At 67.7% G+C, this 23,622-nt stretch carries 22 protein-coding genes; 10 read left to right on the forward strand and 12 right to left on the reverse strand.

Translation table 11 applies throughout. The annotated features are described in order from the left end of the window. Positions 1-18: 18 nt before the first annotated feature. The 3 genes from OHZ10_RS26800 to OHZ10_RS26810 are packed head-to-tail and all read right to left on the reverse strand — an operon-like array spanning position 19 to position 3,139. Complete coding sequence (locus OHZ10_RS26800; protein ID WP_174992152.1) at positions 19-846, reverse strand: ABC transporter ATP-binding protein; 828 nt, start codon at positions 844-846, stop codon at positions 19-21. After that, entirely contained in the window at positions 843-1,937 is a 1,095-nt protein-coding gene (locus OHZ10_RS26805; RefSeq protein WP_174992151.1) for a FecCD family ABC transporter permease, read from the reverse strand. The genes OHZ10_RS26800 and OHZ10_RS26805 overlap by 4 nt, the downstream gene beginning before the upstream one ends. Continuing rightward, positions 1,934-3,139 carry an ABC transporter substrate-binding protein gene (locus OHZ10_RS26810; protein WP_340624934.1) on the reverse strand — a complete coding sequence of 402 codons (1,206 nt, stop codon included), beginning with the start codon at positions 3,137-3,139 and terminating at the stop codon, positions 1,934-1,936. The genes OHZ10_RS26805 and OHZ10_RS26810 overlap by 4 nt, the downstream gene beginning before the upstream one ends. 157 nt (positions 3,140-3,296) lie before the next feature. Here OHZ10_RS26810 and OHZ10_RS26815 point away from each other — a divergent pair, with 157 nt between their 5' ends. Both OHZ10_RS26815 and OHZ10_RS26820 read left to right on the forward strand, forming a co-directional pair. Continuing rightward, entirely contained in the window at positions 3,297-4,010 is a 714-nt protein-coding gene (locus OHZ10_RS26815) for a response regulator (protein WP_059240528.1), read from the forward strand. Next, positions 4,010-5,425 carry an ATP-binding protein gene (locus OHZ10_RS26820; RefSeq protein ID WP_342704872.1) on the forward strand — a complete coding sequence of 472 codons (1,416 nt, stop codon included), beginning with the start codon at positions 4,010-4,012 and terminating at the stop codon, positions 5,423-5,425. The genes OHZ10_RS26815 and OHZ10_RS26820 overlap by 1 nt, the downstream gene beginning before the upstream one ends. 20 nt (positions 5,426-5,445) lie before the next feature. On the opposite strand, the gene OHZ10_RS26825 is transcribed toward OHZ10_RS26820, so the two are convergent. Next, the gene (locus OHZ10_RS26825) at positions 5,446-6,534 is read right to left on the reverse strand and encodes a hypothetical protein (RefSeq protein WP_342704874.1); all 1,089 of its coding nucleotides are present in this window, start codon (positions 6,532-6,534) and stop codon (positions 5,446-5,448) included. Between the two features lie 297 nt (positions 6,535-6,831). Here OHZ10_RS26825 and OHZ10_RS26830 point away from each other — a divergent pair, with 297 nt between their 5' ends. The 3 genes from OHZ10_RS26830 to pal all read left to right on the forward strand — a co-directional run bounded on the left by OHZ10_RS26830 (position 6,832) and on the right by pal (position 9,747). Continuing rightward, positions 6,832-7,410: a hypothetical protein gene (locus OHZ10_RS26830; RefSeq protein WP_256086363.1), complete on the forward strand. Its 579-nt coding sequence runs from the start codon at positions 6,832-6,834 to the stop codon at positions 7,408-7,410. A gap of 223 nt (positions 7,411-7,633) precedes the next feature. Beyond that, a complete protein-coding gene (locus OHZ10_RS26835) occupies positions 7,634-8,845 on the forward strand; it encodes a porin (protein ID WP_059240524.1) in 1,212 nt (403 codons plus the stop codon). Between the two features lie 410 nt (positions 8,846-9,255). Then, positions 9,256-9,747 (forward strand): peptidoglycan-associated lipoprotein Pal, encoded by a 492-nt coding sequence (pal, locus tag OHZ10_RS26840; RefSeq protein WP_059240523.1) that lies wholly within the window; start codon positions 9,256-9,258, stop codon positions 9,745-9,747. A gap of 275 nt (positions 9,748-10,022) precedes the next feature. On the opposite strand, the gene OHZ10_RS26845 is transcribed toward pal, so the two are convergent. After that, complete coding sequence (locus OHZ10_RS26845) at positions 10,023-10,421, reverse strand: hypothetical protein (RefSeq protein WP_342704877.1); 399 nt, start codon at positions 10,419-10,421, stop codon at positions 10,023-10,025. Positions 10,422-10,563: 142 nt separating this feature from the next. On the opposite strand from OHZ10_RS26845, the gene OHZ10_RS26850 reads away from it, so the two are divergent. After that, positions 10,564-10,731, forward strand: coding sequence for a hypothetical protein (locus OHZ10_RS26850; RefSeq protein WP_256086359.1), 168 nt, complete (start codon positions 10,564-10,566; stop codon positions 10,729-10,731). Positions 10,732-10,820: 89 nt separating this feature from the next. On the opposite strand, the gene OHZ10_RS26855 is transcribed toward OHZ10_RS26850, so the two are convergent. From OHZ10_RS26855 to OHZ10_RS26865, 3 genes are read right to left on the reverse strand one after another with little or no spacing between them, the layout of a single operon-like run. After that, positions 10,821-12,080 (reverse strand): cytochrome c, encoded by a 1,260-nt coding sequence (locus OHZ10_RS26855; RefSeq protein ID WP_174992144.1) that lies wholly within the window; start codon positions 12,078-12,080, stop codon positions 10,821-10,823. Then, positions 12,077-12,781 carry a (2Fe-2S)-binding protein gene (locus tag OHZ10_RS26860; RefSeq protein WP_059240521.1) on the reverse strand — a complete coding sequence of 235 codons (705 nt, stop codon included), beginning with the start codon at positions 12,779-12,781 and terminating at the stop codon, positions 12,077-12,079. The genes OHZ10_RS26855 and OHZ10_RS26860 overlap by 4 nt, the downstream gene beginning before the upstream one ends. Further along, positions 12,778-15,657 carry a xanthine dehydrogenase family protein molybdopterin-binding subunit gene (locus OHZ10_RS26865; RefSeq protein ID WP_342704879.1) on the reverse strand — a complete coding sequence of 960 codons (2,880 nt, stop codon included), beginning with the start codon at positions 15,655-15,657 and terminating at the stop codon, positions 12,778-12,780. The genes OHZ10_RS26860 and OHZ10_RS26865 overlap by 4 nt, the downstream gene beginning before the upstream one ends. A gap of 490 nt (positions 15,658-16,147) precedes the next feature. Here OHZ10_RS26865 and OHZ10_RS26870 point away from each other — a divergent pair, with 490 nt between their 5' ends. Together OHZ10_RS26870 and OHZ10_RS26875 are read left to right on the forward strand one after the other, a co-directional pair. Beyond that, the gene (locus OHZ10_RS26870) at positions 16,148-17,698 is read left to right on the forward strand and encodes a diguanylate cyclase domain-containing protein (RefSeq protein WP_342704881.1); all 1,551 of its coding nucleotides are present in this window, start codon (positions 16,148-16,150) and stop codon (positions 17,696-17,698) included. A gap of 263 nt (positions 17,699-17,961) precedes the next feature. Beyond that, positions 17,962-18,237: a hypothetical protein gene (locus OHZ10_RS26875; protein WP_059240518.1), complete on the forward strand. Its 276-nt coding sequence runs from the start codon at positions 17,962-17,964 to the stop codon at positions 18,235-18,237. A 169-nt stretch (positions 18,238-18,406) separates the two neighbouring features. On the opposite strand, the gene OHZ10_RS26880 is transcribed toward OHZ10_RS26875, so the two are convergent. The 4 genes from OHZ10_RS26880 to OHZ10_RS26895 form a co-directional block, all read right to left on the reverse strand. Next, positions 18,407-18,790 (reverse strand): nuclear transport factor 2 family protein, encoded by a 384-nt coding sequence (locus OHZ10_RS26880; RefSeq protein ID WP_174992140.1) that lies wholly within the window; start codon positions 18,788-18,790, stop codon positions 18,407-18,409. A gap of 171 nt (positions 18,791-18,961) precedes the next feature. Beyond that, the gene (locus OHZ10_RS26885) at positions 18,962-19,429 is read right to left on the reverse strand and encodes an MEKHLA domain-containing protein (protein WP_059240516.1); all 468 of its coding nucleotides are present in this window, start codon (positions 19,427-19,429) and stop codon (positions 18,962-18,964) included. A 271-nt stretch (positions 19,430-19,700) separates the two neighbouring features. Beyond that, positions 19,701-20,756 carry an aldo/keto reductase gene (locus tag OHZ10_RS26890; protein WP_256086356.1) on the reverse strand — a complete coding sequence of 352 codons (1,056 nt, stop codon included), beginning with the start codon at positions 20,754-20,756 and terminating at the stop codon, positions 19,701-19,703. A gap of 90 nt (positions 20,757-20,846) precedes the next feature. Next, complete coding sequence (locus tag OHZ10_RS26895) at positions 20,847-21,428, reverse strand: flavodoxin family protein (protein ID WP_059240514.1); 582 nt, start codon at positions 21,426-21,428, stop codon at positions 20,847-20,849. A 118-nt stretch (positions 21,429-21,546) separates the two neighbouring features. Here OHZ10_RS26895 and OHZ10_RS26900 point away from each other — a divergent pair, with 118 nt between their 5' ends. After that, a complete protein-coding gene (locus OHZ10_RS26900) occupies positions 21,547-22,452 on the forward strand; it encodes a LysR family transcriptional regulator (protein ID WP_174992137.1) in 906 nt (301 codons plus the stop codon). 96 nt (positions 22,453-22,548) lie between these two features. Beyond that, positions 22,549-23,583, forward strand: a complete 1,035-nt coding sequence (locus OHZ10_RS26905) for a succinylglutamate desuccinylase/aspartoacylase family protein (protein ID WP_059240512.1) — start codon at positions 22,549-22,551, stop codon at positions 23,581-23,583. The last annotated feature ends 39 nt before the right edge of the window (positions 23,584-23,622 follow it).

Below are 23,622 nucleotides of genomic sequence, written 5' to 3' on the forward strand. Positions count from 1 at the left end.
GAGTAATGAAGAGGCGGGTTAGCGCGCGGCGGCGGCAACCGGATCGTTCGACGCGAGCCCGTCGATCAGCACCTGGAGCTGGCCGCGCGAGCAGCGTTCGATGCGCGCGGCGACGCCGAACACGTCGGCGAGGCTGACGGGCGTCACGACGTCTTCCGGCATCCCGAAGCGCACGATGCGGCTACGGTGCAGCAGCATCGCGCGGTCGCAACCGCGCAACGCGGCGCTGATGTCGTGCAGCACGACGACCGTCACGAGTTGCCGCTCGCGCGTGATGTCGCGCAGCGCGGCCATCACCTGGTGCTGGTGATTGAGGTCGAGCGCCGACAACGGCTCGTCGAGCAGCAGCACTTGCGGATCGCGAGCGAGCGCCTGGGCGAGGCCGACGAGCTGACGCTGGCCGCCGGACAGTTCGTCCAGCGTGCGCAGCGCGAGCGCCTCGATGCCGAGCCGTGCGAGCACCGCGAGGGCCGCGGTGCCGTCATCCTCCGCGCCCGCGTGGCGGCCGGCCGGCATGAACCCGTGCCGCGTCGCACGGCGCGCGACGACGACCGATTCGAGTACCTGCAGGCGCACGCCTGCCGGCAACGCCTGCGGCAGGTACACGACACCGTGCGCGCGCGCATCGCGCAGCCCCGGCACGAACGCCGCGCCGTCGAGCGCGAGCGAGCCCGATGCAGCACGCGTCAGCCCCGCCAGCGTGCGCAGCAGCGTCGACTTGCCGCTGCCGTTCGGGCCGAGCAGCGCGGTGATGCAACCGCGCGGCAGCGGTCCCGCGCCCAGGGACACAAGCACGTTGCGCCGCCCGTAATGCACGGTCAGTCCGTCGATCGTCAGCCCGCTCATGCGTGACCTCCCTGCGAACGCACGACGATGCCGAGGAACAGCGGAATGCCCACGAGCGCGGTGACGATCCCGACCGGGATCAGCACGCCCGGCACGATCAGCTTCGACGCGATCGACGCGAGCGACAGCATCAGCGCGCCAAGCAGCACGCTGCCGGGCAGATAGAACCGGTGGTCCTCGCCGAACAGCGTGCGGGCCAGATGCGGCGCGATCAGCCCGACGAAGCCGATCGTGCCGACGAACGACACCGCGAGCGCCGACAGCACCGACACGCGCAGCAGCGTTGCGAGCCGCACGCGCTTCACGTCGATGCCGAAGCTCGCCGCGCGATCCTCGCCGAGCCGCAGCGCGGTGAGCGTCCATGCGTTGCGCATCGACAGCGGCAACGCCAGCGCGAGCGCCGCGGCGAGCACCGCGAGCTTGGGCCAGTCGGCGCGCGCGAGCGAACCGAGCGTCCAGAACACGAGCCCCTGCAGCGCGTCGGCCGACGCGATGAACTGCATCAGCGAGACGAGCGCGTGGAACGCAAATACGAGCGCGATGCCCATCAACACGACGCCCGTGGTGTTCATCCCGCGCCAGCGCGCGACCGCGTCGAGCAGCAGCGCGGACAGGAACGCGAAAACGAACGCATTCGCCGATACGACCCAGGTTTGCGCAACACCGGGAATCGTCACGTCGAGGACGATCGCGAGCGACGCGCCGAATGCGGCAGCGGCCGACACGCCGAGCGTGTACGGGCTCGCGAGCGGATTGGCGAGGATCGTCTGCATCTCGGCGCCAGAGAGGCCGAGCGCCGCGCCGACGAGCACGGCCATCGCCGCATACGGCAGGCGGATCTGCCAGACGATCACGCGCGCGGCCGGATCGGCGCCCGCGCGCTCGACGAGCGTGCGCAGCAGCGTCGCGACCGGCATGCCCGATGGCCCGGACGACAGGTCGAACAGCACCGACACGACGATCAGCAGCGCAACGGCGACCAGCGCGGCCGCGCGCCGCCGCACGAGCCGGCGGTAGTCGCGCAGGCTCGCCGCCTGCACACGGCCGGCTGCCTGGCCGGGCGCGGTGTCCCGAAGCACGGCGTCGCTCATCGTGCCGCCTGCGACGAAGCGGCCGGCAGCGGCGCGTCGACCCACTCGGCGCCCTGCGGCGCGATCGCGAGGAAGCGGCGATGCAGCTCGGCCTGCGTTGCCTTCACATCGAGATCCCTGAACTGCTGCGGATAGAACCACTTCGCGAACGCCTCGATCGCGAGGATGTTGTATGGCGAGTCGTAGTAGTTGTGCGAGATGCCGTGCACGCGGCCGTCGTGAATCGCCTTGATCGCATCGAATCCCGGCCGCGCGGCGAGCTGCGCGAGGCTGGCCGCGGCGTCATGCGCACTCGTCCGTGCGCCGACCCGCAGCGACGCGAGCCCCGGCTTCGTGCGGCTGCCGGTCGCGATATACACGTCGGGCCGCGCGGCGATCGCCTGCTCCATGCTGATGTCGCCGAGCACGCCGGGCAGCAGGCCCGCCGCGATGTTGCGGCCGCCCGCGGCCGTCACGAATTCGCCGAAATTGCCGTTGCCGGCGGTGTGGCAGCAGCCGGCGTCCCACACGCCCGCGAGCAGATCGACGAACACTTTGGGCCGCTGCGCGTCGGGAATCCGGTTCACGACCGCCTCGACATGCGCGAGATGTGCCCGGTAGAACGCCGCGTACGCATCCGCCTGCTCGGGTCGATGCATGACCGCGCCGAGCAGCGCGATGCTCGGCAGCGTGTTCTGCAGCGGATGCAGCCGGAAGTCGACGAACACGACCGTCGTCCCGGTCGCCTCCAGTTGCTTCACGAGCGCGTTGTAGCGGCTCGGCCCGTGCCCGCCGAGGCTGAAGATCGCAAGGTCCGGTTTCACGCTCAGCGCCTTCTCGGCACTGATGCTGTCCTCGGTCGCCTGGCCGATCAGCGGAATCCGGCGGATCTGCGGGAATACCTGCGCGTATGCATCAAAGGTCTGCGGGTCCATCAGCGGCAGGTCGCCCTGCCAGCCGACGATACGCGCGAGCGGCTGCTTGCCGTCGAGCAGCGCGACGGCCGACAGCAGCCGGCTCTCGCCGAGCAGGATCCGGCGCGGCGCCTGAGCCGGCACGCGAACCGTGCGGCCCGCGAGGTCGGTCACGGTCGCCGGTGCGGGCGATATCGCGGCAAGCGGCACACTCGTCGCCGTCACTGCGTGCGCAGCGGTCACGCCGATCACCCATGCGACGGCGCCGAAGCCCGCACGTCGCACCCACGAATGCCTGAAAATTGCCATAATGTCGCCTCTGAATGAGAATCATTGCCATTTGAAGGGCGACACTGTAATCACGGCGTGTAATGGCGATGTGTTGGAAGCACGGCCTTTTGTAATGGAATGTGTTGGCGCGACATTCCTTTCAGATTCATTTCGATTGATCCGGAAGCACCTCCCGATGGACCACATTCTTGTCGTCGACGACGATCCGAACCTCCGTACGCTGCTCGGCGACTACCTGCGCGCGATGAACTACCGCGTCACGCTGGCCGAGAACGGCTTGCAGCTCAGGCAGGCGCTCGGTACGGCGACCGTCGATCTCGTCGTGCTCGACCTGATGCTCGACGGCGAGGACGGCCTCGACCTCACGCGCGACCTGCGCCAGCGCCACGACGTGCCGATCGTGATCCTGAGCGCGCGCGGCGGCCTGCTCGACCGGATCCTCGGCCTCGAGATGGGCGCGGACGATTACCTGCCGAAACCGTTCGATCCGCGCGAGCTCGTCGCGAAGATCAAGGTGGTGCTGCGCCGTACGCGCGCGGTTCCGGGCGCGCGGCGCACCGAGGCATCGTCCCGCGTCAGCTTCGCCGGCTGGCATCTCGATACGCGGATGAAGCAGATGATGTCGCCGGACGGCGTCGTCGTATCGCTCGGCGGTTCCGACTACCGCACGCTGCGCGCGCTCCTCGATCACCCGAACCGCCCGCTGTCGCGCGAGTTCCTGCTCGACCGCGTGTTCGGCAAGGAGCTGGCGCCGCTCGATCGCTCGATCGACGTGTGCGTGAGCCGGCTGCGCCACCACCTGAAGGACGCCGCGCGCAACGCGGCCCTGATCCGCACGGTTCGCAACGAGGGCTACATGCTCGTCGCGGACGTCGTGCACGAAGCGTGATGGGCACGCGGCGCCCGGCGCTGCGCATCTGGCCCGACTCGCTGTTCGGGCGGCTCGTCGCGATCCTTGCGGCCGGGATGTTCGCCGGCCAGATGCTGACCGGCACGATCTGGTTCGACACGCACGACAACCGCATGCTGGAAATTCCGGCGCGGCTGTTCGCGAGCCGGCTCGCCGATACGCTGCGGCTCGTCGACGCCGCGCCGGATGCTCAAGCGCGCGACGCGATCATCGCCGCGCTCGGCGACGCACGCTACCGGCTGCGCCATGTCGATGCGCCCTCGCCCGCCGGCACGCTGACGTTCGCGCAGCATGCGACGGCCGGGCTGATCGCCGGGGTCCTGTCGACCCGGCTCGGTGCCGATCCGCCGTTTCGCCTCGTCGATGCCGAACTGCACGACGACACGGGCCGCCATGCGGGCCCGCTGAGCCTGTTCGATTCACGGATGCCGACCGGCGAATTCCACGTCCAGGTCGGCCTGCCGTCCGGCGGCTGGCTCGACGTGCAGGCCGACGAAGGCCAGGCGGGCATGCATGCGATGCCCGCGTCGCTCGTGGCCGACTACCTGCTGCGGCTCTACCTGATCCGCTTTGTCGCCGTCTGCGCGGTTGCGTTCGTTGCCGTGCGCTTCGCGCTGAAACCGCTCACGCAGCTCGCGCGCGCGGCCGAAGCGCTCGGTCGCGACATCCACCGGCCGCCGCTGGCGGTCGACGGACCGTCGGAAGTGCGCAGCGCCGCGGAGTCGTTCAACGCGATGCAGCGGCAGTTGATCGACAGCTTCGCCGGACGCGCACGCTTGCTCGGCGCGGTGTCGCACGACCTGCGCACACCGCTCACGCGCCTGCGGCTGCGCACCGAGATGCTTCCGGATCCCGAATGGCGCGACCGCCTGCGCGGCGATCTCGACGAGATGGAATCGATGGTCCGCGGCGCGCTCGACGCCGTGCGCGGCGTGGAAGTGACGGAGCCGCGCTGCGGGATCGACCTCGACTCGATGCTCGAAGGGCTGGCCGAGGATGCGCGCGACACGGGCCAGGCGGTCGCGGTCCGCGGGCACGCGACGGCGCCGGTCTCGGGCTTCGCGCGCAACCTGAAGCGTTGCCTGCAGAACCTCGTCGACAACGCCGCGCACTACGGCGGCGGCGCACCGGTGACGATCGACGTGCGCGACGGCAAGGACGCCGTGCGCATCGTCGTCGGCGACAGCGGCCCCGGCCTGCCGGACGACTGGCTCGAACGCGTGTTCGAACCGTACCGGCGCGGCGAGCACGCGGACCGCGACGACGGCGGCACCGGGCTCGGGCTCACGATCGCACGCAGCATCGCGACGCTGCACGGCGGCACGCTGATCCTGCGCAATCGCGACGGCGGCGGGCTCGATGCGATTCTCATGCTGCCGCGCGACGCCGCGTAACCGTCACGCATGCGACCGCCTCAACCGCCCGCATCGCCCCACCGTTCGCAGGTGCGAAGTGGCCCCTGCGGGCAATCGTCGATCGTGTGCGCATCGCTCGTCAGCACGTAGCGGTTGGGCGCGTTGTACGGGTAGCTGGGCGGCAGTTGCAGCGCGACCCACGCGCCCGCGTGCCGGCTCCACAGAAACAGCGGGCTGCGCAGCCCGAAATCGCCGACCAGGATCCGGTCGCCGTCCGGTGACACCGACGCCACCTTCGGCGCATCCCAGAAGTTGTCCGGCAACGGCAGCGCGGCCAGCACGGGCGACGATGGCGCGGCCCCATTCGCGACGACGACCCAGCGGCCGTCCCGCCTGACGACAGCCGGACATCGCGCGGCATCGGCGCCCATCGTGAGCACCGCGGTCGCCGGCTCATCGTCCAGACATTGCAGCCCCGGCTGCGCGGCCAGCTCGCCGCCGCCGTCGGCCAGCCGCTCGAGCCGGATGTGTTCGACGGGCGTGTCGCACGGATGCACGCCGCTGATCCAGCGCTGGCCGAGCCAGCCCGTATGCTCGACGAAACAGGTTGCGCCGTCGCCGGACGGGCCGCCGGGCGACGGCACGCGCTCCATCCCGCGGCCAGCGGCATCGGCGAACAGCAGCCCGCCGGTCGTATAGCTGTGGCGCGGAATATTCTTCCCGCCGCCCGTGGTGGCCTGCCAGCGATACGACCTCGCAACGACGCTGCGGACATGCTTCGTACGCTCCGCCATCCGGTTGAGGGTCGCGGTATTGAAAAGCAGCGGAACCATCACGAAGATCGCGCCGTTCAAAACCAGCACGAACCACGCGATCAGTTGACGGTCCTGGTTGACGATCCCGGGAAAATACAGCTGATTGTGACGGGCCGGACGCACGATCCACATCCAGCCGAGCAGCGCGTAAAGGACGATCACGCAGGTTTGCACACCGATGACGTAAGGATTGCCTGCCTGCGTGTCGATCGCCCCCGTGCGGTCGACGCGGTAGAGCATCACCAGCGTGACCGCCATCGTCGCGAAGCTGAACGCGAACAGCAGGGCCGCGCGTTTCCCGAGGGAAAAGTGACGAGGCGTGATCAGTCGCATGAAGGAAACCGGGCGGTGTGGGTTGCGCGCAGGATGCCGAACCACCCGGATTCTAGCGATTGACGCCCGGAGCGTCACGCGGGCCACGGCGTTGCACGGGCCGCCCGATTCGTTTGTAGAATCGGCCTGTTCGCCGTTGACGAGCCGATCCGCGGCATGAGTCTCGGCCGCCGCTGCGGCCGATATCGGGCAGACGAGCGAAGCGGTCGAACCCGATGGAATGCAGCGGCATTACACGGCGCTTCCGTCCGGCACGCAGCACCACATTGGCGTCGGGCGGCCACCACGACATTCGCGATGCACTACCATCCAGACGACATCCGCCGGCTGTTCCGGAGCATTCCGACGCTGCAGTTGAACCGCCCGGCCCCGGCCGAACGGTTTCTTTCCGCCGCCGTCGATACCGGCAACGAACTCGAACAGGTGTTGCGCGACTACCCGCAGGTCCGCTACCAGCCGCTCGACTTCCACTATTTGTGCCAGCAAAGCCTGTCTGTACTCGACGACGCACTGCTGGCCGACCTGACCTCAGACGCGGACTTCGGGTGGTACGGCGCACAATGGGCCGCGCTGCTGATCGCGTTGTCGGGGGAGGCACGCTACCTGCCGCACCTCGACGACGCCAGGCACCATCGCGGCGTCGCGTGGACGGCCGAGCTGGCCGAGGCCGCGGCGGGCCCCGATGCGGCTTCGTCGGCCTGTCGTTGCTGCCGGTCGATCGTGCTGCTGCGCAATCAGCTGGCCGCATTGCCGCGCGTTGCCGTCCGGTTGAGACCCTGGCTGTCGCCCGAAGCGCTCGAAGCCAGGGCCAGCGCCGTTCGCGCCGCGTATCGCAGCGGTGGCGCCGACGCCGCCTTGCCGCTCGCCCGCCGCTAAGCGTTCGACCGGACCCTCGCGCGATCGCGGCCTGAACCGCCACGCGCAGCGCGACGCACGCCCCTTCCCGACTGAATCCCCGCAGTCGACGCACCGCGATTCCGTGCGATTCCGCAGAGGACCTTTCCTGTGCAACGCCTTAATCGACCGCCGCAGGATCTCCAATAATGGCCGCTCGATCCGCCAGCCGCCACACCCGGCCGGCCAAACAACAAAAACTCCTATGCATTCCTACCAGATTCACCAGCATGCCGGCGCACGCGTCGCGGGGACCGTCATTGCCGCATGCCTGACCGGCCTCGCACCGGGCCTCGCGCACGCACAAAGCAGCGTGACGCTGTACGGCCTGATCGACACGTCGATCACCTACTCGACCAACCAGCGCACGCACGGTGCCGGCTCGCCGGGCAGCGGCAGCGTCGCGATGACGAGCGGCGCGCTGAACGCGTCGCGCTGGGGGCTGCGCGGCCGCGAGGATCTCGGCGGCGGGATGGCCGCGGTCTTCGCGCTCGAGAACGGCTTCTCGGGCACCACCGGCAAGCTGTCGCAGAAAGGCGTCGACCTGTTCGGCCGCCAGGCGTGGGTCGGCGTGAGCTCGAAGACGGCCGGCACGCTCACGTTCGGCCGCCAGTACGACCTGATCCTCGATTTCGTGACGCCGCTCGGTGCGTCCGGCCCCGGCTGGGGCGGCAACCTCGCGGTCCATCCGTACGACAACGACGATTCGAACCGCAACCTGCGCATCAACAACGCGGTCAAGTACACGAGCCCGACGTATCGCGGGCTGACGTTCGGCGCGATGGCTGGTTTCTCGAACACGGCTGGCCAGTTCGCCAACAACGCAGCATGGAGCGCGGGGGTGTCGTATGCGAACGGGCCGCTGAAGCTCGGCGCCGGCTACCTGAAGATCAGCCGCGACCGCAATGCGCCGAATCCGGACGGCGCGCTGAGCACGGTCGACGGTTCGGCGACGATCACGGGCGGCAACCAGCAGATCTGGGCGATGGCCGGCCGTTATGCATTCGGGCCGCACTCGGTCGGCGCCGCCTGGTCGCACTCGACCACCGACGGCGTGACGGGCGTGCTCCAGGGCGGCAACATCGCGCCGCTGAAGGGCGAATCGCTGGTGTTCGACAACTTCACGATCGACGGGCGCTACTTCGTCACGCGTGCGCTGAGCGTCGCCGCCGCCTACACGTACACGATGGGCCGCTTCGACACGCGCACGGGCCAGACGCGCCCGAAATGGAACCAGGTGGTCGCGCAGGCCGACTATGCGCTGTCGAAGCGCACGGACGCGTATCTCGAAGGCACCTACCAGAGCGTGAGCGGCGGCAACGGCAATCCCGCGTTCAACGCGACCGTCTGGACGCTGACGCCGTCGGCGAACAGCAACCAGGCCGTCGTCGCGCTGGGGCTGCGACACAAATTCTGACGACGCGGCGCGTCGCTGCCGAACGGCTCGGCCGGTTGCATCCGGTACGCGTTGCCGGCACCGCCCGATCGTCGCGATCCGCACTTGATAAGGCCGCGCCCGTGCGCGGCCTTTTCGCTGTGGCGTCGCGTACCGCACCCGGCAGGCGGGAGCAAGAATGTCTCCCCGAGTGTCGCGTCTGCGCAAAAAATGCGGAGAAACTGGTCACGTTGTGACATTTTTCCTAATCTATTTGCAGCGACACCGTTATTCGACGTTCCGGCCGCAACACACTTTCATCTGGCGCACCACCGGCTTACGAACCTGCATCATGCCGGCGAAGCCGGACCTTTCGCGCCATGACGGCCGGACTGGCGCGTGCAGACGGCACGCGCCGCGCTTTCAACGCAGTCAACCGCTGGAGACGAACGATGAGCAAAATGAACCGATTTGCGGTCCTGGCAACCTTCGTACTACTGGCCGGTTGCCACAACGCGGCGAAAACGCCCGAGAATGCCGGCATGGCGCCGACGCCCTCGAGCGAAGCCGTCGCGACGGTGTCCGCCGACGATCTCGACAATCCGAACAGCCCGCTCGCGAAGCGCAGCATCTACTTCGATTTCGACCAGTATTCCGTGAAGCCCGAATTCCAGTCGCTGCTGCAGGCGCACGCCGACTACCTGCGCAGCCATCCGTCGCGGCGCGTGCTGATCCAGGGCAACACCGACGAACGCGGCACGTCGGAATACAACCTCGCGCTCGGCCAGCGTCGTTCGCAAGCGGTATACAGCGCGCTCCAGACGCTCGGTGTGCCGGCGACGCAGATGGAGGCCGTCAGCCTCGGCAAGGAAAAGCCGGTCGCGCTCGGTCATGACGAGGACGCGTGGGCGCAGAACCGCCGCGCCGATCTCGTCTATCGTTGATTGGCCGCCGCCGCGACGGCGGCCCACGCATGACGGAAAGCCACGCAGGCCGCTGACCGTCGTCACGGCCGCGCGGTGCCGCCCCGGATTGCCCGGTTGATACGCGTCGTCGGGCAAGCGCTCGATGGCGCTTCGCGTCGTGCTCAACCCCGGCGTTCGAACTGCCGGCGCAACCGGTGCGACATCACCGCTGACGTCGCGATCGAATCGAGGATCGCAACGCCGTCGATGCCGCCGACTCCGTCCATGCCAAGCAGGACTGCGGTCAGAAACGCCTATCCGGTCATCGCGCCCGCGCCGATTACCCCCAGCAATACGAGCCGGCATCGTCGTACGCGCATGCCGATCGCGCCCATGATGCCGCCGGCCACGATCGCAGGCAGGACATCGCCGAACCCGAACGACGCGACGCAGATCATCGGCACCCTGCCCGCGCAGAGTGCCAGTGTGTCCCATTGCGGCCCGTGGATGACGGACCACGCAACCAGCATCACGAGCGGCCATGCGAGTGCGGCCATCAACGGGCCGCCGATGGCGAACGACACGCAGCCGGACAAGACCGGACGGGACGTTCGCAACGGCTCGCGAGACGCTCGCTCGGCGATGGCACGCATGGCTGTTTTTGTCGGAATCGGAATGGCGGCGTGCCGGGGTGTATCAAGTCGCCGCGCCATGCCGTCGATCCGGCCCCTTCGCGCGCGACGATACGCAAAAAGCATGGAATAAACGGCCCGCCGAAACGTCTTTTCATCGCGCAGACGCGCGGTTCACGCGAACCGGCCTTTCCTGCGGCCTGCGCGCTGCAAGGAGATTGCAATGAAATCGGCAACGTTGGCCGCGGCGCTGGTCGCGGCGCTGATGCTCGTGCTGTCGGCGGGATGTACGTCGTCGGGCAGCGGCGTGTCGCAAGGACCGGGCATGAGCCGGTACGGCGGCGGCGGCTCCGGAGGGAGCGGAGGCGGTGGCGGAGGCGGCGGCTACTGAAGCGCCGCAGCAATAAACGGGGCGACGCATCGCGCGCAAGCGCCGGAAACCGGCTGCCTCGCGCGCGACACCCCGCCCCGCGGTACGACTTAACGCATCGCCTTCACGTCGGCCGGCGTGACGCTCGCGGGCTGGCCGCCCCACGTCGCGCGCAGGTAATTGGCGAGCTGGGCGAGTTCATCGTCGCTCAGCGTGTGCGCGAAGCCCGGCATCGGCTGCAGGTTTTCGAAGCCGGCGAACTTCTGCTCGCCGATGCCGTCGAGCATCGCGACCAGCAGGTTGCGCGGATCGCCCTGGCGCACCGTCGAGTTGCCGTTCATCGGCACCGCCACGTGCGGCTTGCCTTCGCCGTTGAAGCCGTGGCAGCCCGCGCACACCGCGAGATACACCGAGCGTCCGGCCGCCAGCTGCGCGGCATCGGCCGACACCGGCTTCACCGGTTCCGGCGCGGGCGGCTTGTCGCCAAGCAGGTACACCGACAGCCCGCGCAGGTCGTCCTTCGTCAGGTACTGCGTGCTCAGGTGCACGACCGGATACATCTCGCCGAACGCGGAGCCTTGCGGCGCGATGCCGACGCCGAAGAACGTCTGCAGGTCGGTGCCCGTCCAGCCGCGCGCGGCGAGGCCGGCCGGCGTGATGTCCGGCGCGGCCACGCGGCCGAGCGCGGCACCCGCGAACGGCTTCGCACCGTCGAGCTGGCCCGTGAATGCGCGCGGCGTGTGGCATTCCGCGCAGTGGCCGAGCGCACCCGCGAGATAGCGGCCGCGCTGCCAGTCGGCGGATTGCCCGGCCGACGCATCCGGCAGGCTGTCCTTCAGGAACACCATGTCCCAGAAGACCATGCCGAAGCGCAGGTTGTACGGGAACTTCAGGTCGTGCGCGCGGTTTTCCTGTGCGACCGGCTTGACCGTCATCAGGTACGCATACATCGCGTCGGCGTCGGCGCGCGTGAGCTGCCGGTACGACGTGTACGGCATCGACGGATACAGGCGCTTGCCGGGCGCCTTGCCGTCGTGCAGCGCGGCGTAGAACTCGTCCGCGCTCCAGTTGCCGATCCCGTGATCCTTGTCGGGCGTGATGTTCGAGCCGTAGAACGTGCCGAACGGCGATTCGAGTGCCGCGCCGCCGGCGAACGGCGCGCCGTCCTTCGCGGTGTGGCACGCCGCACAGTCGGCGGCCTTGACGAGATAGCGGCCGCGCGCGACCTGGTCGGCGCCGGGCGCGCCGGACGCAGCGTTCGAGGCCGGTGCGTCGTGGCCGCCGCATGCGGCGAGCAGCAGCGCGCAGGCCGCTGCGAGTGCGGGCAGGCCCGCAGCCCGCGCGACGCGATGAGCGAGTGTGCGTTTCATGCGGCGTCCTTCACGAGTCCCGGCGTCGTCAGCACCACGTCCTTGACGGCTTCGTAGTAGCGGACATAGCCCGTGCAGCGGCAGATGTGCGCGTCGAGCGCGTCGGTGATCGTGCGTTCGACGTCGGCCTTCGCGATCGGCTCGCGCTTCAGGCGTTCGATCAGCACGGTCGCCGCATTGACGAAGCCCGGCGTGCAGTAACCGCACTGGAAACTGAAGTGCTCGAGGAATTTCTGCTGGATCGGCGACAGCTCGACCACCTCGCCCGCTTCATTGCGCTTCGCGTGGCCTTCGATCGTGCGGATCGAGCGGCCGTGAAAGAAGTGCGCGCCGGTAATGCAGGTGCGCATTTCCTCGCTCGTGCCGTCCGGCTTGTCGACGATCACGACGCACGCGTGGCAGATGCCCTGCCCGCAGCCGAGCCGCGAACCGGTGAGGCCCGCGTACTCGTGCAGGAACTCGATCATCATCAGCCCTTCCGGCACCTGCATCGGGCCGACGGACTTGCCGTTGATGTTCACCGACAGCGGCTTCTGCTGGAAGCGGACAAGCGGACGCTCGACGGCGGCCGGCGCCGATGCCGGCGTAGCCGGCGCGGCAGGAACGGATGCCGGTGCGGCCGAAGCCGCCGCCGGCGCGGAAGCGCCGGTCGCAGCCGCGCTGGCGCTCGCGGCCGAAGCCGCGGTTTGGGCGGTCGTCATGCGAGCACCTCCTGAATCTTTTGCGGGGTCACCGGCAGGTCGGTGAAACGATGGCCGATCGCGTGCGCGATGCCGTTCACGATCGCGCCGACGACGGGAATCATCACCACTTCGGCGACGCCCTTCGGCGGATCGGTCTCGGACAGCGGCGGCAATACGTCGCCCGTCTGCGTCCACACGGCGACATCCGACGCGCGCGGCAGCTGGTAACGGTTGAAGTTCCACGTGCCGTTGCCGGGGCCGTCCTCATAGAGCGGCAGGTACTCGTGCAGCGCGTGACCGATGCCCATCGCGAGACCGCCCTGCAACTGGCCCGACACGAGCTGCGGCGAAATCTGGTTGCCGCATTCCATGATCGAGTGGTGCGTGAGCAGCTCGACCTTGCCGGTCGCTTCGTGCACGGCCAGCTCGACGAGCGTGCCGACCGCCGTGTAGTACGTGACGGCCGCGTTGTTGCGGCTCGTCGGCGGGATGAACACGCGCTTGCGGTCCAGCACGCGATAGCCGTTCGCGGTCGGCGCCAGCGTGACGCGCATCGCGGTCGCGCCGGCCGGCGCGGCCGTGCCCGGCACCGGGCCGCTGTCGGCGCCCGTCTTCGGCGCGCCGACGCGCAGCGACAGCGCGTCGATCGGCAAGCGCTCGACCGCACCGCCCACTTCGAACTCGGCTTCGGTCCACTGCCAGCGGTTGAACACGTGCACGGCGGCGCCGGTCGGCAGGCCGAGCGCATGCGCCTGTTTCGCAAGCTGTTCGAACGTCAGCGGCTCGAGGCCGTCGGCGGTCAGCTTGCCGTCGACCCAGCGCGCGTCTTCGATACGGATCGTGTACGGCGCGGCCTGACCGCCGCCGAGGCCGCGCGTCCAGATCGACATCGCGGCCGGCCACAGGCCGTAGCGGAACACCGCACGGGCGGCTTCGCGCGTGCTGTGCGTGAAGTAATACGCCGAGTTCGTCGCGCTCGACGGCGACGCATAGCCCGGCGACCAGCGCGGGTTCGCGCTCAGGCGATCCTGGTCGGCCTGCGACATCAGGTACGGATCGCCGCTCGTCTCGACCGGCAGGTCCGGCCATTCGGTCTGGGCCACGAGCACGTCCGTCGCCGGACGGCCGAGCCATTTCGCGACCGCGACGGCCTGCGACGTCGACATCCCGGTCCCGATCTCGGCCGCCGTGTGCCGCAGTGAAACCTTGCCGTTCGCGTCGAACTCGACCTTCGCGAACGACGCTTCCGCGCCCGTGCCGAAATCCTTCTGCACGCACGCGAAGCCGACGCCGTAGCGCTTGCCCGGATGCGCCGCCTCGAATTCGGTCTTGCGCGCGGCGCGGCGCGTCCACAGCGGATGCTGCTTCGCGCGCTCCAGCACTTCGTCGACGCGCAGCGCGCCGGCGGGAATTGCACCCTGCGTGTTCTTCATCCCCGAACGCAGCGCGTTGCGCAGACGGAAATCGATCGGGTCGATGTTCAGCTGCGCGGCGATCTCGTCGATCGCCATCTCGGTCGCGGCCATGCTCTGCAGCGTGCCATAGCCGCGTGCCGAGCCGGCGTCGATCGCGCGCGTCGCGATCGCGACCGAAGCCAGGTCGCTCTTCGGGAAGTAGTAGATCGATTGCGCGGCCGTGGCGCCGACCATCGCGACCGACGGCGAGAAGTTCATGCGGCCGCCGCCGTTCGCCTCGAAGTCGCCCTTGAACGACTGCAGCAGGCCCGTATTGCGGTCGACCGCGATCCGGTAATGCATCTTGAACGCGTGACGCTTCAGCGACGTCTGGAACTGCTCGTAGCGGTCGTTCGCGAAACGTACCGGGCGGCCGTCCGCGTACAGCGCGCAGACGAGGCCGTAGAACGGCACGTTGAAGTGATCCTTCGAGCCGTAGCCGACCGTGTAGCACGGATGCACGAACAGCTTCTTCACCGGGAAGCGGCATTTCGCGACCATCGCGGCCGCGTTCTCCGACACTTCGAGCGGCGACTGCGTCGGCACGACGAGGTGCAGCGACTGCGTCGCGGCGTCGTACCAGCAGTTCGCGTTGTCGGGCTCGAGCGCGGCCGTATCGACCGACTGCGTGTTGTATTCGCGGTCGAACACGAGCCAGTCGGCCGTCGGATGATCGAGCTCGCTGGCGATCTGCCCGGCCAGGAACATGCCCTGCTCGTCCAGCTTGCCGTGTTCCTTGCCGTCCGGCCAGACCGGCAGGTGCTTGCGCATCATGCTCGGGAAGATCGGCGCGTCCTTCAGGCTCGAATAGACGTCGTCGTCATAGGCCGTCTTGCCACCCACGCGCACGTAGCGGAAGGTACCCCACGGATCGCGCTCGAGCGGGCCCGTGACCGCGCCGTAGCGGATCACGTCGTCGCGGAACTTCAACGCGTTCTTCGCGAAACGGAAGCGCGCGAAGTCGTGATAGATGAGGATCGCGACCGCATGACCGAGATACGCGGGCGTCTTGCCGGCCGGCAACAGCATGTCGTCGCCGTAGAACGCCGGGAACGCGACGCCGTCGCGTGCGAGATCGTCGGCCGTGACCACGTGGTCCGGCTTCAGGTCGTCGCCGAGCAGCGACAGGTCGAAGCCTTCGTACGTGCGGTCGGCCTGCGTGACGCGCAGGATCAGCGCATGCGACTGCTGCTGGGGCCAGTGCGGCATGTCGGCCGCGCGCACGTCGCGGGCGAACACTTTCGAGCCCGTGACCTTCGCGATGCCGTCGATGCGGAATTGGGGGATGCCGGTGACGGTATCCCATTTGACGGGGGTAAGGAGTTTTTCTTCGAAGAGCGCCGCGAATGCGCGGCTGCCCAGGGGCGCGACATACACTGCGACGCCCGCCAGCACGCTGGCTTTCAGAAAACCCCGCCGTGACAGGCCGTGGTTTTTCATTGGGGGGAACCTCCTGATGCGGCTCGGACGGCGATAGGGTGTCGCGGCGTTCGGAGCGGCGCGCATTCTGGCATTGTTTTAGATATATCGCCTATAGTATTTCTCGCATGAAATACTTATTGAATTTCTTATAACGGGATTCAGCCGGGCTGCGGCGGGCGGTCGCGGGCAGCGATTCGTCTGCGTTTAACCCGGATTCGCACGGGCTTTGGCCGTGTCGACCTCACCCGACGAGCACGCGCGCCACGCATTGCAGCCGGTCTCCGGTCGGCCCTCGCGCATCGTTCCGTTCGCAACGATGCTGCCCTCGCGCCGTCGAATGCGCAAGCCTTTCGCAGGCGTGGTTTACGACTAGCGCGCGGCGCGGCCGGCTGCCCCGCGCTGTCTATTTTTCATGGTAATGTCGTGCGCATCCGGCTCGGCCGGTGCTTCCGCCACGTGCCGTGCGGGCGCCGCCAGCCATCCCGACAGCGTGTCGAGGTCAAAAACCATGGCAGTCAGGGCATCTCTCCTGAACTCCGTTCTCGCCACTCCTCCCTCCGGCAACCACCGTGTGACGGCTGCGCTGCGTCCGTCGATGCTCGTGACGCTGTTCGAGGACGTGCGTCCGATGGCGCTGTCCGGGCTCGCGAGCGGCTTCGTCGCGGCCGTGGCGCTGATCCGGCTACAGCAGCTGTGGTGTCTCGCGTGGCTGATCGTCGACGTCGGCCTGCTCGTCGCGCGCCTGTCGATCGCACGGGCCTACGCGGTACGGCGCAACGCCGGCGACGACCGCGCCGAATTCTGGGCGGCGCGCTATGCGCCGGTATCGCTCGTCGCGTGCTTCGTGCTCGGCCTCGGCGTGATGGGCTGCGTGCAGGCCGTCGACGTCGAGCTCGGCACGCTGTCGGTGATGGTTGCGGGCGGCGTGTTCGGCGGCATCGCGTCGCGCAATTCGGCGCTGCCGCGGCTCGCGATGACGCAGGTCGCACTCGGCGTGCTGCCGATCGGCGTCGGCGCGCTGCTCGCTCACCGGTCCGGCGCGTGGCTGCTGCTGCCGCCGCTCGCGATCTATCTTGCGGCCATGCGCACGGTCGTCCAGCGCCACTACCGCGTGCTCGTTGCGCTGATCGCCGCGCGCCAGCGCAACGCCGAACTCGTCGCGCGCTTCGACGCCGCCCTGACCTACATGCCGCACGGCCTGTGCATGATCGACGGCGACAGCCGCGTGATCGTCGCCAACCGGCGCACCGCGCAACTGTTCGGCTCGCCGCGCGAAATCATGCTCGATACGCCGCTGCCGGCCGTCGTCGCGGCGCTCGGCACGAACGCCGTGACCGATCCCGGCGGCCTCGGTCTCGCCGCGCAGTGCGACGCGTGGCTGAGCCGCAACGAACCCGGGCCATTCGACATCGCGCTCGTCGACGGCCGCCAGCTCGAACTGACGCGTCACCGCGTGCCGGACGGCAACGCGGTGATCATCGTCGAGGACGTCACCGCGCGCCGCCAGACCGAACAGCACATCCGGCACCTCGCGCGGCACGACGCGTTGACGGGTTTGCCGAACCGCCACGAACTGCATGCAGAGCTCAAGCGGATGCTCGCGCGCCGGCCGCGCCTGCCGAACCCGGCCTTCGCCGTCATGTATCTCGACCTCGACGGTTTCAAGTCGATCAACGACCGGTGCGGCCACCAGGCCGGCGACGAAGTGCTCACGCAGGTCGCCGAGCGCCTCGGCAAGACGCTGCCGCGCGGCGAGTTCGCCGCGCGTATCGGCGGCGACGAGTTCATCGTCGCGATCGACGACACGACGATGCAGGCGTGCTCGATCCTCGCCGCGCGGATCATCCGGCAGATCTCGGCGCCATACACGCTGTCGATCGGCGAGACCGTCTGCATCGGCATCAGCATCGGCATCGCGCTCGACGACGGGCACGGCTCGCCCGACGAACTGATCCGGCAGGCCGACAGCGCGCTGTACGACGCAAAGTCGGCCGGCAAGGGTATCTACTGCTTCTATTCGAGCGGCAGCCGCCGCATGGCGCCGGCCGCCACAAACTGAGCCGGCGACACTCGTGTCGCCCGCTGGCTCTCCGTCTTTTCCCCGCCTGCCGCATCCTCCTGACGATTCAGTTCCGCAACGCTTTGCGGGTTTGCACGTGGCGCCACACGTTCGCGTGTCACGTGACGTGTTCCGTAACACCGCCGTTCGCCACGCAACACGTTGGCCGCAGAAGCCCGCACGATCGACGCAGCGCAAGGCTTTTCATGGTTGGCACTCTTATTGCTCTCTGTCAGGGAAACAGGTTGTCAGGGAGACCCAACATGAATACCGTCGAAGTCCTCAGCCGCAGCGATACCATCGACGAACTGGACGTGATCGACGGCGCATCGCTGATCCGCCGGCTCGTGTCCGAACGCCGCATGCCGGTCACGCGCGAAGCTGCCTGCGTCGACAATCCGCCGCTGACGCTGTACGGCGCGTTTCGCCAGGGCATCGCCGATCACGGCACGCGACGCGCAAATCCGTATCGCGCCGGCAGCCGTTTCTGGGCTCTGTGGGAAGAGGGGCGTCTCGAAGCTGAAACATCGGGACGGTAAACCGGTTACGCGCGCCGGCCCAGTCGCAGCAAGGGACCGGCGCGAAATTCGGCACACGAATGCAGGCGGCCCGCGTGCCGGCATGTGTTCACAGCTGCAACATCCGCGTGGTCTCGCGTGCCGTTCTCGCCGCTCGGGACGAGAAGGTTGATCCGGCCGCCATGCCTTGTCACGTGATCTGCTGAACCCATTGCCTCCGCCAATCCGGCGCTTCGAACGGATCGGAAAAATACTGGGTCTCGTGAACGACCTTGCCGTCGCGGAACGCCATGATGCTGACCGTGCAAGTCGGCCGGCCGTTATAGGTGATCGCGTATTCCGTAACCCATAGATTGCCTTCTCCTTGAATTCGCCTGACGTCGAAACCTGCCGGCTTGCCGGGATGATGACCCCGCAATGCCTGCAGATTCATTCGTCCCAGGATGCGTTCCCCTGACTGCGGATAGTCACAGACGACATCGTCATCGTAAATATCGTGTTCCGCGTCGAGATCGCCGGCCGCCGACGCTTGCCAGTGCGCATTCAGCGCTTCGCGTATTCCCTCTTCCTGCATGGAATGCCTCCGGATACCGTTTCACGCGTGTCGTGGAACACACCCGCCGTCTCCCGTCTCGATGACGTCGAGACTCCACATTGGATGTGCTCTTGAGTGTCCTGGCTCGGGAAAGCAGCGGCCGCCACGTCCTCATGATAGGTAGTGGCCCGCCAGGGCGCGAATGCGCGATCAGATGTCGCGCGTCCGCGGGATGACAACCGCCTGGCCATGCAGTTTGCCGTCCGCGTCGAGAAGTTGCCACAGGGTCGCTTCCTCGATGATGAAGCGCTGGCCTGACTTGGTGACACGCACGCCCTTGTAACCCGTCTCGTAGCCCAGCCGCTGTACGCGTGCCAGGAATTGCTGCCGCTCCTCGCGATTCGGGGCCTCCGCGGAGAGTCGGGACGGAAGTCGGGTGATTTCATCCCAGCTGTATCCAAAGCGACGCTGCGCGGCCCTGTTGCCGTAAATGAAGAGCGGGTCGGAGTCGGTGTTGTGCGCGAGTACTGCGAACGGGGCCCGCTCGTAAAGCCACGCGGTAGCTTCGTCCGCCGGCATGGCCTCGGGCACCAGCGGGAGACCAAGCAGCCGCGTGTAGCTGTCGGCAAGGAGCTGATAGAACGCTGAACTGCTGTGGAGTGGAATGATCCGAGACATGTCAACGGAGATCGTTGGTCGATGCAATGGGCGAAGACGCTCAGGATATAGCATCTGCAGGTGACGTTTCCTGGTCACCCTGCGTCCACCGGTGGCGTGAGCGGTGTTTGAACAATCGACGGTCAAGCCGTGCGCTGCGGACACGCCGCTGTCCGACGTACGGACGCGACCAAGGACCGCTTGTGCGCGCGACCTCCCAACTGCACCACCTCCCTCATGTTCGACACCAGGTGGTTTTGCAACCACCCGGCTCGAACGCGGCCGCATCTTGCTATGTCGACACGACGCCCTTGAAAGGCTGCGGCACCCTGCCCGCCTCCTGACGATCGATCATCCAGCCCGGATACGCGGGCGGTAACGCACTCACTGTGTCCAGACTCGCAAGCTCGTCCGCGGTCAGCACGACATCGACCGCGCCGAGATTGTCTTCGAGCTGCTCGACCCGTTTGGCGCCGACGATGACGCTCGTGACATGCGGTTTCGCCAGCAACCAGGCAAGCGCGATCCGGGCAACCGAGACCCCGTGCGCGTCGGCGATGGAACGCATCGCGGCAACGCACGGCCACGCTCGCTCGAGGTCGACCGGCGGAAAGTCGAAATGGCTGCGTCGCGCGCCTTCCTCGTGGGGCGCACCGGGGCCGAACTTCCCCGAAAGCAGCCCGCCGGCGAGCGGCGACCAGACCAGGAGGCCCATCTGCTCGTCGATCGCGAGCGGCACCAGTTCGCGCTCCACGTCCCGTCCGGCGATGGAATAGTAGGCCTGCAGCGTCTCGAAGCGCGTCGCATGGAGCCCCTGGCTAATGCCCAGCGCCTTGCCGATTTTTCCGGCGCGCCAGTTCGAGACGCCGACATGGCGAACCAGCCCCTGGCGCGTCAGATCGTCGAGCGCCCGCAGTGTCTCTTCGATCGGCGTGACGGAATCGCTGGCGTGTATCTGGTAAAGGTCGATATGGTCGACCTGGAGGCGTTCCAGGCTGCGCTGCACGGAATCCATGATGTGACCGCGCGACGCCCCCTGATCGTTGGGCTTCGGGCCCATCGCGCCGGCCGTCTTGGTCGCCAGCACGATTTCGTTGCGCGGGACGCCGAGGTCCCGGAGCGCCTGTCCGACGAGGCGTTCGGACTGACCGAACGAGTAGATGTCGGCGGTATCGATGAAGTTGATTCCCGCCTCCAGCCCACGGGAAATCAGCCGGGTCGCGTCGCGCTGATCCAGTGCGCCGATCGCCGCCCACATGCCGGCATCCGCGTTGCCACCGAGTGTCATCGTGCCGAGGCACAGCTCCGAGACATACAGGCCGGTGCGGCCCAGTCGCTTGTATTTCATGATCGATTTCCTTCAGGCTCGGCTGGAAAAAAATGCGGCGTCGTCCGGTCCGGTGCACGGTGCACGGTGCACGCCAGGACTTCCGTTGATTCAGGACTGCCCGGCCCGAAACTGTCCCGCGATCGTCGCAACGCGTGCGCCATAGCGGCGTGCGGTCTCGAGATCCCCCGGCGACATCTCGTCCGGCGACGCGTCGGCCGGCGTCTGCGCCATCGGCGCGATATAGGAGCCCATGCGGTTCAGGTCGTCGCGCGCCGACGCCTTCAGGTTCGCCGGCTTGATGTCCATGCTCACCCAGATACCCCCGTGCTGCCCGGCCAGCAAAACGAAGTATTCGAGCGTATTGAGCTTGTCGCCGTTGATGCTCGCGCTGTTGGTAAAGCCGCCGAAGATCTTGTTGCGCCACGCGCCGTCGAACCAGGCCTTCGACGACGCATCGGCAAACTTCTTGAACTGCCAGCTGGGCCCGCCCATGTAGGTCGGCGAGCCGAACAGGATCGCGTCGGCGCCGGCCAGCGTGTCCCACGCGCCCTCCGCGAGGTTGCCGTCGGCGTCGATGGCGACGAGTACGGCGCCGGCGCCCTCGGCGACCGCCGCGGCCAACCGTTGGGTATGTCCATAGCCGGAGTGGTAGACCACGGCTGTCTTAACCGGAGAAGTGAGTTGCGTCATGGTTGCGCCCTTCCGTTGAGGTTGTCGTCGGGTGACGACGTCGGAAAGCACTCTACTGGGTCACAACTGAGTTATAAATGACGATCGATTGAACGTTCTGTTACTCCGTGGGTGAACAATGCAAAACCTCGATGCGCTTTTGATCTTTGCGCGTGTCGCCGAAATGACGAGCTTCACGCGGGCAGCCGAAAGCCTGGGCATCCAGAAAGGACGTGTCTCGATGGTGATCCGGCAACTCGAGCGCGACGTGGGCGTTGCGCTGCTGCATCGAACGACGCGGAGCGTGCAGTTGACCGACGACGGCCGCGCGTTCTATTCGCGCGCACGGGACCTGCTGGCCGACGTCCAGGCGCTACAATCGATGTTCTCCGGCGACAGCACACGCCTCCGGGGACGGTTGCGCGTCGACATGCCGACCGAGCTGGCACGCAGCGTCGTGGTGCCCGCGCTCCCGCAACTGATGGCGGCACATCCGGAGCTGGAACTGGAGCTGTCGAGCACCGACCGGCGTGTCGACCTCGTGCAGGAAGGATTCGATTGTGTGATCCGCATGGGTCCGATCGTGGACGAAACGCTGATTGCCCGGCCGTTGGGCCGGCTGCGCATGATCAATGCGGCAAGTCCCGCTTATCTGGCGCGGCATGGCGTGCCGCATACGCTCGACGATCTGCTCAGCCAAGGGCACTGCATGGTCCACTACTCGCTGACGCTCGGTGCCAGACATGCCGGCTGGGAATATCCGAGCGGCGACGGCTATGCGACGCTTGCGCTGCCGAGCGCGATGCAGGTCAACAACGTGCAGACCTATCACGCGGCCGGGCTTGCCGGCATCGGGTTGATCCAGGCCGGCTATTCAGGGGTCGCGAATTACGTCGCCAGCGGCGCGCTGGTGGAGGTGCTGCCCGACCTGCGTCCGGAACCGCTCGCCGCGTCGCTCGTCGTGGCCCATCGGCGCAATCTCTCGCCGCGCGTCCGGGCGTTCATGGATTGGATCGAACCGGTATTGGAACCGTATTTCGATTGAGGGCGTGAGAACGGTCGAGGTTGCACGCGCCCGCCGCGCCGCGCGGCGGTCGTTTCCCGATAAGATGGCAGATTCCGTTCATCGAACGACGCTGCCATGACCGCCTCCTCCTCACACCGAAATCCCATTCACTGCGAAATCGATCTCGACGCGCAAGGCAAGCACGCGGGCTACCTGCGGCTGCCGCACTCCGTGCACCGCTCGGCATACGGCTGGCTGCCGATCCCGATCGCGTCGATCCGCAACGGCGACGGCCCCGTCGCGCTCGTGATGGCCGGCAACCACGGCGACGAGTACGAAGGCCAGATCATCGTGTCGCAACTGATGCGCGAGATCGAACCCGAGATGGTCAGCGGGCAGCTGATCCTGCTGCCGATGGCGAATTTCCCGGCGGCGGATGCGGGCCTGCGCGTGTCGCCGCTCGACGAAGGCAACCTGAACCGCAGCTTCCCCGGTGACCCGGCCGGCACGCCGACGCAGATGATCGCCCATTACATCGAGCATGCACTGCTGTCGCGCGCGCAGTATCTGGTTGACCTGCATTCGGGCGGCAGTTCGCTGCTGTATCAAGGCGGCAACATGCTCGCGATCGATCCGCTCGACGCCGACGAAGCCGCGAAGCTCAACGGGCTGCTGGTCGCGTTCGGGTTGCAGAATGCGCTGCTGCATGCGCCGAATCCGGTGCATTCGGCGTCGGCCGCGCGCCGGCAAGGCGCGATCTCGATCGTGACCGAACTCGGCGGTGCCGGCATGGCCGATCCGTCGCTGATCCGGCTCGGCCGCCACGGGCTGCTGCACTACCTCGGCTACATCGGCCTGCTGCACGGCGCACTCGTGCCCGACGCGCCGCCAACCGTCACGCGCTTCATGCGCGTCGACGGCGATCGCCATTTCGTCTATGCGTACGAGCGCGGGCTGTATGAGCCGCTCGTCGAACTCGGCGATCAGGTGAAGGCCGGGCAGCCGGCCGCGTGGGTGCATTTCCCCGATACGCCGCTGCGTGAACCGGTGCTGCATCGGTTCAAGGGCGATGGTGAGGTGGTGTGCAAGCGCGTGCCCGCGCAAGTGCAGCGTGGGGATTGCATGTTTCAGTTGGCGGAGTTGTCCACGCCGCCGCGTGTCATCGCGTGATGAATCCGGCAGACGCGTTCGGGAAGATCGGCGTTCGAG

The sequence above is a fragment of the Burkholderia arboris genome, assembly GCF_038723655.1.
In the GTDB taxonomy this organism is placed as follows: domain Bacteria; phylum Pseudomonadota; class Gammaproteobacteria; order Burkholderiales; family Burkholderiaceae; genus Burkholderia; species Burkholderia arboris.

Coding starts and splice junctions, on each gene's coding strand:
- OHZ10_RS26800 (WP_174992152.1), bottom strand. CDS start 846: ATGAGCGGGCTGACGATCGACGGACTGACCGTGCATTACGGGCGGCGC.
- OHZ10_RS26805 (WP_174992151.1), bottom strand. CDS start 1,937: ATGAGCGACGCCGTGCTTCGGGACACCGCGCCCGGCCAGGCAGCCGGC.
- OHZ10_RS26810 (WP_340624934.1), bottom strand. CDS start 3,139: ATGGCAATTTTCAGGCATTCGTGGGTGCGACGTGCGGGCTTCGGCGCC.
- OHZ10_RS26815 (WP_059240528.1), top strand. CDS start 3,297: ATGGACCACATTCTTGTCGTCGACGACGATCCGAACCTCCGTACGCTG.
- OHZ10_RS26820 (WP_342704872.1), top strand. CDS start 4,010: ATGGGCACGCGGCGCCCGGCGCTGCGCATCTGGCCCGACTCGCTGTTC.
- OHZ10_RS26825 (WP_342704874.1), bottom strand. CDS start 6,534: ATGCGACTGATCACGCCTCGTCACTTTTCCCTCGGGAAACGCGCGGCC.
- OHZ10_RS26830 (WP_256086363.1), top strand. CDS start 6,832: ATGCACTACCATCCAGACGACATCCGCCGGCTGTTCCGGAGCATTCCG.
- OHZ10_RS26835 (WP_059240524.1), top strand. CDS start 7,634: ATGCATTCCTACCAGATTCACCAGCATGCCGGCGCACGCGTCGCGGGG.
- pal (WP_059240523.1), top strand. CDS start 9,256: ATGAGCAAAATGAACCGATTTGCGGTCCTGGCAACCTTCGTACTACTG.
- OHZ10_RS26845 (WP_342704877.1), bottom strand. CDS start 10,421: ATGGCGCGGCGACTTGATACACCCCGGCACGCCGCCATTCCGATTCCG.
- OHZ10_RS26850 (WP_256086359.1), top strand. CDS start 10,564: ATGAAATCGGCAACGTTGGCCGCGGCGCTGGTCGCGGCGCTGATGCTC.
- OHZ10_RS26855 (WP_174992144.1), bottom strand. CDS start 12,080: ATGAAACGCACACTCGCTCATCGCGTCGCGCGGGCTGCGGGCCTGCCC.
- OHZ10_RS26860 (WP_059240521.1), bottom strand. CDS start 12,781: ATGACGACCGCCCAAACCGCGGCTTCGGCCGCGAGCGCCAGCGCGGCT.
- OHZ10_RS26865 (WP_342704879.1), bottom strand. CDS start 15,657: ATGAAAAACCACGGCCTGTCACGGCGGGGTTTTCTGAAAGCCAGCGTG.
- OHZ10_RS26870 (WP_342704881.1), top strand. CDS start 16,148: ATGGCAGTCAGGGCATCTCTCCTGAACTCCGTTCTCGCCACTCCTCCC.
- OHZ10_RS26875 (WP_059240518.1), top strand. CDS start 17,962: ATGAATACCGTCGAAGTCCTCAGCCGCAGCGATACCATCGACGAACTG.
- OHZ10_RS26880 (WP_174992140.1), bottom strand. CDS start 18,790: ATGCAGGAAGAGGGAATACGCGAAGCGCTGAATGCGCACTGGCAAGCG.
- OHZ10_RS26885 (WP_059240516.1), bottom strand. CDS start 19,429: ATGTCTCGGATCATTCCACTCCACAGCAGTTCAGCGTTCTATCAGCTC.
- OHZ10_RS26890 (WP_256086356.1), bottom strand. CDS start 20,756: ATGAAATACAAGCGACTGGGCCGCACCGGCCTGTATGTCTCGGAGCTG.
- OHZ10_RS26895 (WP_059240514.1), bottom strand. CDS start 21,428: ATGACGCAACTCACTTCTCCGGTTAAGACAGCCGTGGTCTACCACTCC.
- OHZ10_RS26900 (WP_174992137.1), top strand. CDS start 21,547: ATGCAAAACCTCGATGCGCTTTTGATCTTTGCGCGTGTCGCCGAAATG.
- OHZ10_RS26905 (WP_059240512.1), top strand. CDS start 22,549: ATGACCGCCTCCTCCTCACACCGAAATCCCATTCACTGCGAAATCGAT.